The organism is Chitinophaga sancti, assembly GCF_034424315.1.
GTDB classification, from domain to species: Bacteria; Bacteroidota; Bacteroidia; order Chitinophagales; family Chitinophagaceae; genus Chitinophaga; species Chitinophaga sancti.
In genome coordinates, this window is the sequence record NZ_CP139972.1 from 293,482 (window position 1) to 310,494 (window position 17,013).

Annotated in this window: 8 protein-coding genes; 6 read left to right on the forward strand and 2 right to left on the reverse strand. The window is 47.2% G+C overall.

Features of this window, described 5'->3' with window-relative positions; translation table 11 throughout:
* Positions 1–3: 3 nt before the first annotated feature.
* The 3 genes from U0033_RS01025 (at position 4) to bshC (ending at position 6,151) form a co-directional block, all read left to right on the forward strand.
* A complete protein-coding gene (locus U0033_RS01025; RefSeq protein WP_072357356.1) occupies positions 4–3,069 on the forward strand; it encodes an efflux RND transporter permease subunit in 3,066 nt (1,021 codons plus the stop codon).
* A 10-nt stretch (positions 3,070–3,079) separates the two neighbouring features.
* Positions 3,080–4,381 (forward strand): TolC family protein, encoded by a 1,302-nt coding sequence (locus U0033_RS01030; protein ID WP_072357511.1) that lies wholly within the window; start codon positions 3,080–3,082, stop codon positions 4,379–4,381.
* A 174-nt stretch (positions 4,382–4,555) separates the two neighbouring features.
* Entirely contained in the window at positions 4,556–6,151 is a 1,596-nt protein-coding gene (gene bshC / locus U0033_RS01035; protein ID WP_072357357.1) for a bacillithiol biosynthesis cysteine-adding enzyme BshC, read from the forward strand.
* Between the two features lie 39 nt (positions 6,152–6,190).
* Here bshC and U0033_RS01040 read toward each other — a convergent pair whose 3' ends face one another.
* Positions 6,191–8,425, reverse strand: coding sequence for an FUSC family protein (locus U0033_RS01040; protein WP_072357358.1), 2,235 nt, complete (start codon positions 8,423–8,425; stop codon positions 6,191–6,193).
* Positions 8,426–8,850: 425 nt separating this feature from the next.
* Here U0033_RS01040 and smc point away from each other — a divergent pair, with 425 nt between their 5' ends.
* Positions 8,851–12,381, forward strand: coding sequence for a chromosome segregation protein SMC (smc, locus tag U0033_RS01045; protein WP_072357359.1), 3,531 nt, complete (start codon positions 8,851–8,853; stop codon positions 12,379–12,381).
* A 176-nt stretch (positions 12,382–12,557) separates the two neighbouring features.
* On the forward strand, positions 12,558–12,956 hold the full coding sequence (locus U0033_RS01050) for a DUF4259 domain-containing protein (RefSeq protein WP_072357360.1): 399 nt from the start codon (positions 12,558–12,560) through the stop codon (positions 12,954–12,956).
* Positions 12,957–13,160: 204 nt separating this feature from the next.
* On the opposite strand, the gene U0033_RS01055 is transcribed toward U0033_RS01050, so the two are convergent.
* Positions 13,161–14,423 (reverse strand): NupC/NupG family nucleoside CNT transporter, encoded by a 1,263-nt coding sequence (locus U0033_RS01055; protein ID WP_072357361.1) that lies wholly within the window; start codon positions 14,421–14,423, stop codon positions 13,161–13,163.
* A gap of 274 nt (positions 14,424–14,697) precedes the next feature.
* On the opposite strand from U0033_RS01055, the gene U0033_RS01060 reads away from it, so the two are divergent.
* Complete coding sequence (locus U0033_RS01060) at positions 14,698–16,944, forward strand: DUF7133 domain-containing protein (RefSeq protein WP_072357362.1); 2,247 nt, start codon at positions 14,698–14,700, stop codon at positions 16,942–16,944.
* Positions 16,945–17,013 lie beyond the last annotated feature (69 nt).

Below are 17,013 nucleotides of genomic sequence, written 5' to 3' on the forward strand. Positions count from 1 at the left end.
CAAATGAATATTTCAGAACTATCATTGAAGCGGCCTGTCCTTGCGACAGTGATGAACCTCCTGATTATACTGTTTGGGGTGATTGGCTATTATTTCCTGGCAGTGAGAGATTATCCTGCTATCGACCCCCCGATTATTACAGTCACGACTTCATATACCGGTGCCAACCCGGACATCATGGAAAGCCAGATCTCCGAACCGCTGGAAAAGCAGATCAACGGTATTCCCGGTATCCGTACCATTTCTTCTAATAGCTCCCTGGGCAGCAGCGTGATCACGGTAGAGTTCAATCTCGGTATTGACCTGGAAGCTGCTGCCAGTGATGTGCGTGATAAGGTAAGCCAGGCCACCAAGAACCTGCCGCTTGACATCGATGCGCCGCCGGTGGTCACCAAGGCCGATGCGAACAGTGACCCGATCCTGATCCTGGCAGTACAAAGCCGTACCAAATCGCTCATGGAACTGAGCGACTATGTCGATAACGTATTGCAGCAGCAATTGCAGACCATCGACCAGGTGAGCTCCGTAAACATCTTTGGCGATAAGAGTTATGCCATGCGCCTCTGGCTCAACGAAGCGAAGATGGATGCCTATAACGTAGCCTATAATGACATCAGCACTGCACTTAAAACTGAAAACGTTCAGTTGCCGGCAGGGAAGGTATATGGTAACAATACTGAACTAACGATTAATGCCCTTGGCCGCCTGACCACGGAGAAGGATTTCCGGGACCTGATCCTGCGCGAAGACAGTACAGGTATTGTACGCCTTGGCGATGTGGCGCGGGTAGAACTGGGTCCGCAGATTGAAGAACAGGGATGGAAATACAATGGTGTAAATGCAGTAGGGTTGGCAATCATTCCCCAGCCCGGCGCAAATAATATAGCCATTGCCGATGAGTTTAAGAAACGTATGGAGGCGATCAAAGCATCCAATAAGGACGATATTGAATTTAGTGTGCTGGTCGATAACACGCGGAACATCCGGCAGTCACTGGCAGAGGTAAAAGAGACCCTGATCATTGCATTTGCACTGGTGGTATTGGTGATCTTTTTCTTCTTCAGAAACTGGCTGATTGCAATAAGACCGCTGATTGATATCCCGATCTCCCTTATTGCTACATTCTTCGTCGTGTACCTGGCTGGATTTACGATCAATATATTAACCCTGCTGGGGATTGTACTGGCCACAGGCCTGGTGGTGGACGATGGGATTGTGGTCACGGAAAACATTTTCCGTAAACTGGAGCAGGGGATGAACATCCGCACAGCCGCGCTGGAAGGAAGCAAGGAGATCTTCTTTGCAGTGATCTCTACCTCGCTTACACTGGCAGTGGTGTTTATGCCGGTGATATTTTTACAGGGATTTGTGGGCAGGTTATTCCGTGAGTTTGGGGTGGTGCTGGCGACGGCAGTTTTGATCTCTGCATTTGTATCACTCACGATTACGCCTGTATTAAATGTGTACCTGAATAAAAAAGATGCAGGACACGGTAAGTTTTATGAAAAGACAGAGCCTTTCTTCCAGGGAATGGAAAGTGGTTACAAGCGCTGGCTGGAAGCTTTTATGAAAGTGCGTTTCCTGGCGGTCGCGATCATCCTGGTCTGCGCAGGTATGATATGGCTGATCTTATGTAATATACAAAGTGAGATTGCCCCCCTGGAAGATCGGAGCAGCATTCGTATGACGGTGAGCTTACCCGAAGGTACGAGCTATAGCTATACACAGGCAGTGAGTGATAAGATTGCAAATTACCTGTATGATTCAGTGCCTGAACGAGCCTTTGTATTTGCAAGAACACCTGCGGGTTCTGTGATCAATAGCTCACAACCACGTATCGGCCTGGTACCTCCTGAAGAAAGAGAACGTAGTCAGTCAGAGATAGCGAATGATCTGAATAAGAAGCTGAAACGCTTTAACGATGCGCGCATCTTTACGATCCAGGAGCAGACGATCGCTGTGGGTTCCGGCTCCAAGACCAGTTTGCCAATCCAGTTTATCCTACAGAACCAGGATTTAAATAAACTCAAAAGCACGATTCCTTTATTCCTCGAAGAGGCACGGAAAGATCCAACCTTTGCTAACGTAGACGTAGATCTGAAATTTACAAAACCTACACTGGAAGTTAGCTTTGATCGTATGAAGATCAAGGACCTGGGCCTTTCTACGAATGATGTGATTGCTGCTATGCAAGCGGCATTCAGCGGTGGACGGCTGGCCTACTTCATCATGAACGGCTACCAGTATTATGTGATTGCGCAATTGGAAAGAACAGAAAGAAATGAGCCTGCAGATATCAGTCATATCTATGTACGCAATGCGAGTGGTGATAAAATTCCTTTGGATGCAGTGGTGAAAGTGGTGACGAGTACAAGTCCGGCAACCTTGTATCACTTCAATCGCTTCAAGAGTGCAACGATCTCCGCTTCACTGGCGCCGGGGCATACGATTGGGGATGGTATCGAGGCGATGCGGGCAATAGGAGACCGGTTACTGGACCCTGGCTTCCATACGGCATTGTCAGGCTCCAGCCGTGACTATGCAGAGAGCTCTTCCAATATCGTATTTGCATTCGCGTTAGCACTGGTGTTGATTTACCTGGTACTGGCAGCACAGTTTGAAAGCTTTATCGATCCATTGACGATCATGTTTACAGTGCCGCTGGCATTGGCAGGGGCCTTGTTGAGTTTGTGGATCTTTGGCCAGACCTTAAATATCTTCTCCGAAATCGGTATGATCATGTTGATCGGATTGGTGACCAAGAACGGGATCCTGATCGTAGAGTTTACGAACCAGAAGCGGGAGCTGGGAATGAGTAAGCATGAAGCCGTGGTGGAAGCGGCTTCGCAGCGTTTACGCCCCATCCTGATGACATCGCTGGCAACAGCACTGGGTGCATTGCCACTGGCTATGAGCCTGGGAGCGGCGAGTACGAGCCGTGTACCATTGGGAATTGTGGTAGTAGGTGGTATCATGTTCTCACTGATCCTGACACTGTTCGTAATTCCGGCATTGTATACTTATGTGAGTGGTAAGCATAAGGCGCATATACCTGGTGTGGCAGAATAAAAATAATAACATGAAAAGATTTATTATATACCTGACTTTCTTTATACTCCCAGGCTGGCTGCATGCGCAGCAGCTGACGCTGAAGGATGCGGTGAGTATTGCGCTGAATAAGAATCTGGGCCTTCAGATCGCGGAGAATAATGTAAAGATTGCGCAGACAAACAATAATTACGCGGTGGCAGGTGGTATGCCGGTCGTAAGTGCTTCAGGTACTGATGTGGAGCAGTTGACAAGCCTGGAACAGAAGTATGCGAATGCCGCTAACAATAAGAGTAGCAGTAATGCCCGTTCTAACCAGCTCACTGCCAGTATTGGCGCAACAGTGCCTATTTATACGGGTAGCAGGGTGGCCAATGCCAGCAAACGGTTAGAGGTGGCTGAGTCCATTAGCAATGATTATTTAAAGTCAAGAGTGGCGGCGATCACTTACAATGTGATGTTGAAGTACTACGACATCATCCGGCAGGAGAGTTATGCGGCTACCCTGGGGCGCTCCATTGAGGTATCCCGGCAGAAACTGGATATTGTAAAAGCACAGCAATCTGTGGGTGTGGCGAATAATGCGGATCTTTTTCAGGCACAGGTGGATCTGAATACCCAGGTGCAGAATTTGCAGGCGCAGCAACTGGTGATAGATCAGGCAAAGACGGATCTGCTGACCGTGCTGACTTTGAAGCAGGATTCGCTCATCGTTATCAAAGATACGATCGTCGTAGCTACAGATTTGCAGCTGGCGCCTATTTTACAATCTATGGAGCAGCACCCGGATCTGATGGCCGCAGGCAAACAGGTACAGGTAGATCAGTATTTGGAAAAAGAGACGGCGGCTTACCGCTATCCGTCTTTGACGGGGAATGCGGGGTATAATTTTAATTATACCAGGAATAGTGATGGGTTTTCATTGCTGAACCAGAACTATGGACCCTATGTAGGAGTGGGAGTGAATATCCCGGTTTTTAATGGGTCTGTGTATAAGCGGAGGCAGGAGATTGCGGCGATCAATACTTCTAACGATCGTTTGGTGAGGGATACGCTGGGAATGAATTATACGGGGAATATTGTGAAAAGCTGGCAGGCATATAATAATAATTTACAGCAGTTGCAGACGGCGAAGGATAATTATGAATTGTCCGGGAAATTGCTGGAACTGGTATTGCAGCGTTTTCAGCTGAAACAGGCAACGATTATTGATGTGAAGACGGCACAGCAGAGTTTTGAGAATGCGGGGTATTTATTGATAAATGTGAGTTTTGCGGCCAAATCAGCGGAGATCAGGTTGAAATATTATGGAAATCAGCTTAGTCAGCCCTGATAACTAATTTTTTAGCCGGCGGCAGGCCCATGCCGGCTTCGCGGAAAATTGGCTTTTACCAGCGGTGAAAGCCAATTTTTCGCATCCTTCCCAATTTACCACTCATGAAATTTCCCCCATCATCTCCCCCTTTTCCCCTAAATTCGTGCATTCAAAAGATCATTTGAGTGTAGTATGGAGCAACCTGTAAGCAATATATCGTATAGTCAGACGGGGTATTTCAATCAACTGGTAATAGACTTCCTCGCAGACCATCCGCATCTGCGTTCTTTTTACAAATATTCCTCCTTATCCCCTGATTTTGAAGCCGCTATTAAGGCTAAGAAATCGCATCCACAACAGCGTGGGGTATTAGTGTCTGCCCTGAAAGAACAGTATGAGGGCCTTCAGATCACAGATCATGTAAAGAATAATATCAACAGCTTAGGCGAGGCGAACACCTTTACGGTGACTACCGCCCACCAGCCTAATATCTTTACCGGTTACCTCTATTTTGTATACAAGATCCTGCAGGCCATCAAGCTTGCCGGTCAGTTACAGGATAAGTATCCGCAATATAAGTTCGTGCCTGTTTATTACATGGGTAGTGAGGATGCTGACCTTGAGGAGCTTGGCCATGTGTATATTGGCGGCAAGAACATCAACTGGGCTACTTCCCAGGAGGGAGCAGTAGGCCGTATGCAGCCAGAGGGCTTCACCGAACTTTTTGCCACCATCGAATCGGCGCTGGGTTACGGCCCGCATGCAGCTGAACTCATGGCCATGATGAAAAAGGCCTACCTGGAACATGAGAATATCCAGGAAGCCACCTTATACCTTGTAAATGAATTGTTTGGCTGTTACGGCCTGGTGGTATTGGTGCCTGATAGCCCGGCGCTGAAGCGTCTCTACATTCCTGTAATGAGAGACGAACTGCTGCACCAGCACTCCCACAAGATTGTAAATGAGACGCTTACGAGACTTTCTCAGCATTATAAAGTACAGGCGAATCCACGGGAGATCAACCTGTTCTACCTGACAGCAACAGCCCGTGAGCGTATTGTGCAGATCGGGGATACCTGGAAAGTGCTGCATATGCCGGTGGAGTTTAGCCGGGAAACGCTGGAAAAGGAATTGCAGGAGCACCCGGAGCGATTCAGTCCGAATGTGATATTAAGAGGCTTGTTCCAGGAGACGATTCTGCCGAACATCGCCTTTATTGGTGGAGGCGGGGAAATTGCGTACTGGATTGAGTTGCAGGATTTATTTGCGCATTACAAGGTGCCGTTTCCCATATTATTACTACGCAATTCTTTCCTGATGGCAGATCTTGCTTCGCTGGCCAGGTTGGAGAAACTGGGCCTGGATATGGCAGATCTGTTCCGGGATGCGGAGTCGCTGGTGAATGAGTTTGTGCAGAAGCATACAAATGCAGCGCTGGTGCTAAAAGATGAGTATGCGGCGATAGAGAAATTGTTTGATGAATTGTCGCTGAAGGCGGAAGATATTGATATTACTTTGGTAAAGTCGGTAGAATCAGAGCGGTCTAAAGCGATTAAGTCAATTGGGAAGCTGGAGCATAAGTTTTTGCGGGCGGAGAAAAGGAAGTTTGCATGGCAGACGGACCAGATCCGGGTGCTGAAGCAGCGATTGTTCCCGGCAAATAGTTTACAGGAGCGCAAAGAAAACTTCATGCCCTGGTATATTCAACAGGGGCCGGCTTTCTTTGATTTGATTTTGGAACACCTGGAACCGGTAACGGATCAATTTGGAATAATTTATACAGATTAAAAATAAAGGGCGTTTACCGAAAGTAAACGCCCTTTGTTTTTAATTATTTTGTTCCAGCATCTTCTTCATGTCCTTCAGCAGTGACATCACCGCATGCAACTGATCTCTCACCTGCTTCACCTCCAGGATCTCCTGCCTCAGATCCGAATCCCCCTTCCCATTATTCACTTCTTCCTGCCTTTTCTGGTAAATGGCTTCCAGCTTCATGTCCAGGGTTTCAAACGCCTCCAGGTTCGCCGGCGGCGAAGAAGGCTTCTCACCAGGTTTCTCCAGCATCTCCAGTATACACGTAAAATACGCCTGCAGATTATTACTCAATAACTTATACTCAGGCTGCTGAAACCGCACGCCATTATGCGTTGTCCCATAGTTAGCCAGTGCCGCTATATGTGAAATGATCGAATTATTCACCACCACAAAATGATACACCAGGGAGCCATTTCGCTGCTTGCTCTTCGGCTCCGACAGCATGCGCTGAAATGCCGACATCAGGTTCGCGGCACTTACATTCGAATCCTTCCTGGCCAGTTTATAATCATTCAGCACAAAGTTTTCCTGCGTATACAAATGCATCACCTGCTCAAAGTATTTCGCATTACTCTTCACCATCCTGATCATATGACTGGGCAGGGTATTCTTTTCCCAACTCGGCCATAGCAGCAGGTTGGCAAAGAATGCGATCGTACCACCAATAGTGGTATCCATCACCCTCCATCCTACATTATACAAATTTGCCGGGTGCAAAAAGTGCAACAGGAAGATCACAAAAGGCGTTACAAAAAACACACTCAGGGTATACTGGTGCGTCATGAAACTATAAGCCCCGAGAATACAAAAGAGCATTGCGATGAAAATCACCGTATTATTCGCTGTCAGGTATAAGATCCCTGCTGCAAATAGAGCCCCTGCCACCGTTCCATATATACGCTGGTAACTTCTTGCTTTTGTAATACTAAAACCCGGTTTCAGGATCACCACGATCGTGAGCAGAATCCAGTAAAGCCGGTCCAGGTGAAAGATCTGGCCAATCACGTAGCCCGTTACCGATGCGAGACTTACGCGCAGGGCATGCCTGAAAATGTGTGACTGGAAAGTAAGGTTATTCAAAAAGGTTTCCACATCATATGAACCATGACTCGTAAAACTTGAAAGCTGTAATCTCGGGTCAATGATCTCGTCTTTTACTCTTTCCAGGCGGGTCAGGCGGTGCAGGTTGTAAATCCTTTGCGCCATGTCTGACAGGTTATGGAGGATATTGGACAGCACTAATAAGCGCGTTCTTTCTTTTACTGTCGGTAATGTTTTCCTGATCTCGTCAACGGCCTTCTGCACTTTTGCAATTTCGTATCGCAGGTTGGCCTTTGGCAGGGAACGCTGGCCTGCGGCAACTGCCTCACCGATGATTTTCAGTTCTCCTGCAAATTCAAGGATCAGGGTATGGAACTTATCCAGGATGCCTGCGCTGTCGAAAGATTCATGAAGGGCCTGGTAATCTGTCTGGGCAGCCATGATCTGTTCCTGGAGATCGACCATGTCGAGGAAGATTAGTACCAGGGCCTTGTTGATGCTGGTCGTACCTTCCTGGTGAGAACGTCTTTTTAATAAGAGTTCGCGTACGGCTTCCTGTTTCTCATTGACGACCACCTGTTGCGCAAATACATCTTTATGGATTTTTTCGATCTTATCACCAGCATCGGGATCGTAGAAATGTGCCCTTGCCAGGAGGTATTCAGCCGTTTCGGTAATACACTCAGAGAGCATTTGCTGTACGCTCAGGTAAGGGCGGATCTGCCAGAGTAGTAATGACAGGAGGCCATACCATACGGCGCCTAATAATATATAGAAGCTGTGAAGAAAGGCTTCGTGAACCGGCACTGCCTTTTCGCCAAGGATGGATACCATGACAAGCATACAGCCGATACCAATGTTGCCGCCCCTGTTGCCATACACGAGCAGCATAGCACTCATGAAACAGCACACCAGGATCCCAAAGGCCATCAATACCGGGTAGGCCATGATGAGCGATGTACAAAGGGCCGTGTTAAAAATGAAGAAGATGGCGATGAGGGTACCGTTTCGCTTATGGATGGCGGTGCCCGGAACGTCCGAAAGGGCAGTAGCAAGGGCACCGAGGGAGATGACGATCCCAAGAGGGAGGTTTCCCAACAAGGAGCAGACTACGGAAGGCACGACCACACTGATGGTAGTACGTAACCCGGTACTAAAATGATAGCTGTAGATGAAATTCCTGACTTCCTGGATCCAGTGCCGCATGTAGAAATTTAATATGTGCAAAGATACGCATTCAATTATTATACCCGGCGATGGAGGACAAATGGGGGTTCTTTTTTAAGGGCTTATTAATAATAGGCGCTTTCCTGCTACTGCAGGCCATTTTTAAATTCTTCTTAAAATAGAAAAAATTCCTAATTTGTGCGCCCTGTTAGTCCATACCATATCGGCTAACCCAGCATTATTTTCATCTTAAAGCAATGATCATCAACAACCTGTCTGAAATTTATACACAACTGTGTATAATTAAATTTCCCCTGACACGTCTATCTATAATAAATTACTGCTTTCTTTGAAAAAATAATGACCAGGAACGTAATTGTGTTGTGAATGGTTAAATCTGATACAAGAAATCAGAGAAATCATAGTTATCTTTGACGGCTTTAAAAAAACAAAGAGGAGCAATTGTGCGTTTAAAAACATTAGAAATCAAAGGCTTCAAAAGTTTTGCAGACAAGACTGTCTTACACTTCGATGAAGGTGTAACCGGGGTTATAGGCCCCAACGGCTGTGGCAAAAGTAATATTATCGACTCCATCCGATGGGTTATTGGTGAGCATAAGATCTCCAATCTCCGCTCAGAAAACCAATCCGGCCTGGTGTTCAACGGCTCCAAAACCCGCTCTGCCAGCGGGATGGCTGAAGTAAGCCTCACGTTTGAGAATACCCGCAATGTACTCCCTACTGAGTTTACCACCGTCACTATCACCCGCAAATTCTACAAGAACGGTGATTCCGAATACAGACTAAATGACGTAGCCTGCCGGCTGAAGGACATCCATAACCTGTTTATGGATACTGGTGTCAGCACGGATTCTTACGCCATCATCGAACTCGGGATGGTAGATGATATCATTAAAGATAAAGAGAACTCCCGCCGCCGCATGCTTGAGCAAGCCGCCGGTATCTCCATCTACAAAACCCGTAAAAAGGAAGCCAAATCGAAGCTCGACGCGACCGAAGGAGACCTGAACCGTATTGAGGACCTGCTGTTTGAAATCAACAACAACCTCAAAACCCTCGAAGCCCAGGCCCGTAAAGCTGAACGCTTCTACGAAATCAAGAAAGAATACCGCGAAATCTCTATAGAACTGGCCAAAGCCGCCCTCGAAGGTTTTAATGTTGAATTTAAAGACCTGACAGACAGGCAACAAGCCGAATCAGATAAGAAACTGGCCCTGGAAGCCGACATCACCAAAGATGAGGCCTCCATCGAAGAAGATAAACTGCACTTCGTAGCCAAAGAACGCGAACTGTCCGTACTGCAAAAATCCTTTAACGAGCTGGTAGCCACCATCCGTACCAAGGAAAACGACAAGAACCTCGCAACACAACAACTCACCTACTTAAAGGAAAGAGAACGCAATATCAGCTCCTTCCTCACCAACGCCGAAGGACAGCTGCAAGGTCTCACCGATTCCATCGCCTTTACCGAAAACCAGGTTACAGAAGAACAGGATGTGTTCGACTCCCTCCAGGATCAACTGGAAGGCCTGCAGGACATGGTGGATGATAAGAAGGAATCCTTTAACCAAAAGAAACTGGCCCTCGAAAACCTCCGCCGCGATCAGCAACAATGGCAACGCCAGCAGTTCGAGGCAGAGAAAAAAGTGGCCGTAGCCGATACTTCGGTACAGAACCTCCAGCGTAGCATTCAGCAACTCCAGGAAGAAAAGGCCAACCGCCAGCTGCAAATCACGCAACTGGATGAAGAAAAAGGCATTTTGCAGGATACCCTGCTGGATGCAAAGGGCGACCTGGAAGAAATGATTGCTTTCCAGGAAGAGACCAAGAGCAAGATCCTCAGTACCCAGGGCGAAATTGAAGGCCTGCGTGATAAACTGGTGGATGAAAACCGTACCCTCGATCAGAAAAAGAACGAGTACGACCTGCTCAAATCCCTGGTAGACAGCCTGGAAGGTTACCCCGACAGTATCAAATTCCTCAGGAAAAATACCGACTGGAACAATAAAGCCCCAATCCTTAGCGATATCTTCTTTTGTCGCGAAGACTACCGCACCTGCGTAGAGAACCTGCTCGAACCTTACCTGAACTATTATGTAGTCAACAACGCTGCCGAAGCCATTCAGGCGATCAACCTCCTCGATGATAACAAGAAGGGTAAAGCCAATTTCTTTATCCTGGATCAGTTCCATCATCAGGGCGCTCAGCGCTCTACCCCTCCCAATACCATCCCGGCACTGGATGTGGTAGAGATTGAAGAAAGGTATCAAGGACTGGGTAATTACCTGCTGGGCAAGGTGTTCATCGCTGACAATGTAAGTGGCATTGAATGGGAGCAGCTCTCCGATCAGGATGTACTTGTGATCGAAAAGAGTGGCCGCATTGTACGTGGTAAATACAATATGAGTGGTGGTAGCGTGGGTGCTTTCGAAGGAAAGAAACTCGGCCGCGCCAAGAACCTCGAAAAACTGGATGAGGAGATCCGTGCACTGGAAACGATCGTCGCTACCCTGCGCGAACAGATCCAGGTGAAGCATAACGAGGTCCTGGGCTATAACACCCAGCTGAATGAAAACAGGATCAACCAGCAGCGGGAAAAGATCAACCAGCTGAATAACCAGGTCTTTGGTCTGCAGAACAGGATCGAGAACTTCCGTCACCTCATCGAATCCGGCGATAAAAGGCTGGCTGAAATGCAGCAATCCCTGGAACAGAACCAGGAAAGCATTGCCGGTGTAAGGGAAGAACTGGAAGATCTGAATGAGAAGGTACATGCACTGCACGACAATATTGTCAATGCAGAACGTGCTGCCAGCGATGCGGAAGCACAGTTTAACCAGGCGAATGTACAGTTCAACAACCAGAACTTACAACAGACCCGCCAGCAATCCAAAGTAGCGGCCCTGCGCCAGGAACTGGATTTTAAACGTAAGCAACTGACAGATCTGCACAACCAGATCACCAGCAATAAGAGCCAGCTGGAAGATGCGGTAGCGAATATTGCTGCTGCTGAAGACAAACTGGGGGCTGCAGAAGATGGCCTGATAGACCTCTTCCGCCGCAAAGAAGAAGAAGAGAAAGAACTGAACGAGAAGGACCAGGAATATTATAATTTCCGGAACATGCTGCAGGAAAAGGAAACCAGCCTCCGTGCCCGTACGCGTGCCCGCGAGGAGCTGGACCGTGCCCTGACCGTGATCAAGGACAAGGTGAATGAGCTGAAACTGCAACTGGCCTCCATGAAAGAACGCCTGAGTGTGGAGTTCAAGGTGAACCTGGATGAAATAATAGATGAGGTGCGTAGTTCTACATTGCCGGCAGACGAATTGCAGGGTAGTGCAGAACGCCTGAAAAAGCGACTGGAGAACATGGGTGAGATCAACCCGACTGCGATAGAGGCTTACCAGGAAATGAAGAAGCGGTATGAGTTTATCCTGGAACAAAAGAATGATCTTGTGACGGCGAAAGAATCCCTGATGGCCACGATCCAGGAAGTGGAGGCAACGGCGAACCAGAAATTTTTGGAAACCTTTAACCAGGTGAAGGAGAATTTTGTTAGAGTATTTAAGGCGCTGTTTACAGAGGAAGATCAGTGTGATATGATATTGAGTGATCCGGAGAACCTGGCAGACACAGGGATTGAGATTATAGCGAAGCCGAAGGGTAAGCGTCCGGCAGCAATTACACAGTTGAGCGGTGGAGAAAAGACCCTGACAGCAACAGCTTTGTTGTTTGCGATCTACCTGATCAAACCGGCACCGTTCTGTATCCTGGATGAGGTGGATGCGCCACTGGATGATGCAAATGTTGGGAAGTTTACGAATATGATTCGTAAATTTTCGGATAATTCACAGTTTATTATTGTAACGCACAATAAGCAAACGATGGCATCGGTAGATGTGATTTATGGCGTGACAATGCAGGAGCCAGGGGTTAGTAAGCTGGTGCCGGTGGACTTTAGAAGTCTGAACTAGTGGGGAACCTGGAATTTTAAAAAAAAGTTGAATAGCTGGAACTGAGGATAGAAAGGAGCGTGGTTCGATTTTTTTAGGTTGTTGCCTGAAATTTTAAAATTCATAAGCAGCACGAACTTTTAGATTTCAGAAGTCTGAATTAACTTTACGCAACCAAACAAAAAACTTACATAGCTATGGGCACATGGGGTACCAGAAATTTTGAAAATGATGGTTCACTAGACTGGGTATTTGAAATGATTGATGCTAAGGATGGAGGCTTGATCGCTGATACCTTGCAGTTTTCATTGAACAAAGACGGTCTCCTCGACACTTCTGAATGCGAAGATGCATTAGCAGCCGCTGAAACAGTAGCCGCACTAACAGGCAAACCCAGTGAAGACTATCCTGAAACTCCACTGGAAAAGCTGGATTCTTTAAATATTCTGGCTACCCTGGCATTGAGAAAACTTGCAATTTCGGTGGTTGAAAAGATCAAGCTGAATTCTGAAATGAAGCAGACGTTTACAGACAGTGGGGAGGTAGAAGCGTGGTTTGCTATACAGGATGAGCTGATCAAAAGACTAAGCTTATAACACCTGTAAATACCTGATTGAAAGCCTTTTGGACTTGTGCCAGAAGGCTTTATCTATTTGGAGTAATGGGTGCTGCATTTTGCCCGCCCTAAACCATGGGCAATAAAAAAGGGGGCGACCGTCGGCTGCCCCCTTTTTTATCCGAAAAAAGGTTTTCATTCCCTTTGGTGAATTCCTTCCTTCATGAAAGTATTATTATGCAGATTATATCAGGATACCAGCAATCGTTGCTGATAAATAAGAAGCCAAGGTACCGCAGAACAGGGCTTTCAGGCCCAGCGCTGCCAGATCTCCTCTTCTCTCAGGCGCCAATACCCCAATACCACCAATCTGCATACCTACACTACTAAAATTAGCAAAGCCACAAATCGCCACACTCACAATCAGCAGCCCTTTGGAAGAAACCACCGGGATCGTCTTGTCTGTCAGGTGCTTAAATGCAATAAACTCATTCACCGTCAGTTTCTGACCTAATAAGGTCGCCACACTATTCACATCGCCATTCGGAACACCCATTGCCCATGCTACCGGATAGAACAATTTACCAAAGATAAAATTCAGGCTCAGGTTAAACTCCGGGTTGAAGATATGCCCGATCTTCAGCAGGCCCCAGTCCAGGAACGCAATCAGGGCAATGAAACCAATGATCATCGCAATCACGTTCATCGCAATCTTAAAGCCGTCACTGGCACCATGAGAGATCGCATCGATCACATTTACATAATGACTTTTTACATCCAGTTTCACAACCCCCATGGTCTGGGATTCTTCCGTTTCAGGAAACACGATCTTGGAAATCACCAGCGCACCCGGTGCCGCCATCAGGCTGGCCGTGATCAGCATCGGTGCCAGGTCCATACCCGCAGATAATCCCATATTGGAATAAACCACGAGGATCCCGCCCGCAATACAGGCCAGACTACCACTCATCGAAGCCAGCAACTCACTTTTGGTCATATATGGTAAGTAAGGACGGATCATTACCTGGGCTTCAATCTGCCCCACAAAGGCACTCGCCACATTGCTCAGTGCTTCCGCACCACTCACCCGCATCACTACATTCATGGCTTTAGCTATCACAGCTACGATGCGCTGCATGATACCAAAGTGATAAAAGATCGCTACCAGCGCACATACCAGGATAATCGCAGCAGTTACATTGAACGCAAATACGAAACCACTCTGCGCGTAATCACTGATCGTATCAGGAGTAGGCTTTACCGCTATACCAGCATACACAAAAGCCGCACCTTCACGGGCAAACTGTTCCAGTTTCCCCATTGCTTTACCTAATAGCTGGAAAAATCGAAACACGGGTGGTACCTTAAATACCAGCAGGGCAATTATTACCTGTAATCCGATACCACTAAATACAAGACGGAAATTGATCTTCTTTTTGTTGTTGGAAAATAAGTAAGCAAGTCCCAGGATGAGGATAATACCAAAAAGGCCCTGAAAACGTCCCATAAGCTAATTTAGATCTAGTAAGGAGCGAAGATAAAAACAAATGAGGAAATTAATAGGGGGAAATTGGTACCATTCGGCTGCTAAGGGGCTGAAAAATGAGGATTTTTGGCTAAAAATGATGGGAATCATAAAATGGAGAAGATACATAGAAATCGATTACATGCAATGAAAGGAACCTGACCAAAATTACTCTTCCATCCATTTACCCCCCATCAAAAACACCCGCAATTAATATAATTTTATATCTACATTGTAATTTCAATCGATTTCATAAATGAAAAATTGGACACTTTTCCTGGCCGCCGCCTATTGGCTCTCCGCCTGTACCGGCCCAGGACCTGCGAAAGATCATGCAGATTCCACAGCTATGAGACAAAAACTCGGTCCATCCCCTGTACTGGATGCCAAAACCGCCCTCTCACACATGCAGCTGGAAAAAGGACTTGAAATCCAGCTTGTTGCGTCGGAACCCTTGATCACAACGCCCGTTGCCATGACCTTCGACGACAAAGGTCGTATGTGGGTGGTAGAAATGATGGGGTATATGCCCGATACCGTTGGTACCGGCGAAGAGGTACCCAATGGCAAAGTGGTGATCCTGGAGGATACCACCCATGACGGAATTGCTGATACCCGCAAAGTGCTCATTGACTCGTTGATCCTGCCCCGTGCCATCTGCCTGGTACCCGGAGGTTTCCTGCTGGCTGAGCCACCAAAACTCTGGTATGTGCCTGTCAAAAATGATGTTGCCGGCAAGCGCGTCCTGATCGATGATAAATATACTGAAGGAGGTAATGTAGAACACCAGCCAAACGGCCTGCTCCGTGCCATGGATAACTGGATCTATAATGCCAAGTCCGACAAACGTTACCGCCAGATAAATGGCAAATGGGTGAAACAGGATACCCATTTCCGTGGTCAGTGGGGCGTATCCCAGGATAATTACGGCAGACTATTCACAAATAATAACTCTGAAAATGTGCTCGGCGATTATTTCCCGCCCGGCCTGGGTGCCCGCAACCCTAACCAGAAAACAGTAGCTGGTTATGATGAGAAGATTGTTCCGGACAACCGCGTTTATCCTAATCACCCAACACCGGGTGTGAACCGGGGCTATATGAAAGGAGTATTGGATGATAGTCTTCGCCTGGTAGAAATGACGGCCGCCTGTAGTCCGCTTGTATATAGAGGCTGTCTTTTAGGCAAGCAATACGATAACAATATTTTCGTGGCAGAGCCCTGCGGTAACCTGGTTAAGCGCAATATCATCCAGGATAGCGGGTACGTGGTGAAAGGCCGCCAGGCTTACCAGAAGAAGGAGTTCCTGGTTAGTGATGATGAGCGTTTCCGCCCCGTTAGCCTGTACGATGCGCCGGATGGTGCCCTTTATATTGTAGATATGTACCGTGGGATCATTCAGCATAAGACCTACCTGACGCCTTACCTGAAAAATGAGATCAAAAGCCGTAACCTGACCAACCCGCTCAATTGCGGTCGTATTTATCGCATTATTCCTGCCGGGGCGAAAATACAACCAGTAGCGCTGGACAATAATCCTGACAAGCTCCTGGCATTATTAGATAGTCCGAACGGCTGGATCAGGGATAAGGCACAGCAAATGATCATTGACCATCACTATACCCAACTGATTCCGAAACTGAAAGAACGCCTGCACCAGGATGGCAGTATTTACGGTACCATGCACGCCATGTGGACCCTGGAAGGTCTGGGGGCTTTGCAGGCAGCAGAAATAGAATTCCTGCTGCACCAGCAGAACCCTTACTTACAGGCGACGGCGATTTCAGCCCTGCCTTCTGTAAAGGTGCCGGCTGCCACCGCTGCGCTGACTGCCCTGCAGGAGAATGTATTCCTGGCACCTTACATCGCGCTGGTTTTACCATATCTGCCTAATAGCGCAGACCTGCAAACGAAGTTGATGACACGGTATGCCAATGACCGTTATGTTGCAGATGCGATCATCAATAATAACAGTGGAAAGGAATCACAATTGCTGGCGCAGCTCATTAAAATTAATGGGGATACTACACTGGCAATGCGTCGGCATCTCGATGCTATCATGAAGGATATTGAAGTACATCGCAAAGCAAAAATGAGCGACGCGCTCGTGAAAGAATACCCGAAAGGAGCGAAGTTATTTGCAAATATCTGCCAGACCTGCCATGGAAAAGATGGGGATGGAATCAAATCTCTGGCGCCGCCACTGAACCAGTCACAGTTAGTAACTGGAGACAAGAAACGGCTGATTTCCATTGTGTTATATGGCCTTACCGGACCTGTTGATGTAAATGGAAAACACTATAAAGCACCTGAGATCAGTGCAGATATGCCGGGGATTGGTAGCAATGATGAGTACAATGATCAGGACATTGCGGAGGTAATTAGCTTCATTAGAAATTGCTGGAGTAACCAGGGATCGAAGGTAACGGATAAGGATATACAGGAAGTGAGGAAGAAGTATAAAGGCAGACAAAAGCCGTTTACGATAGCAGAATTGAATTAAAAAAACTACGGGTTATGATTATACGTCAGTACAGTCATAACCCGCCTTAAAAAAAGAGGGCTGATTGCT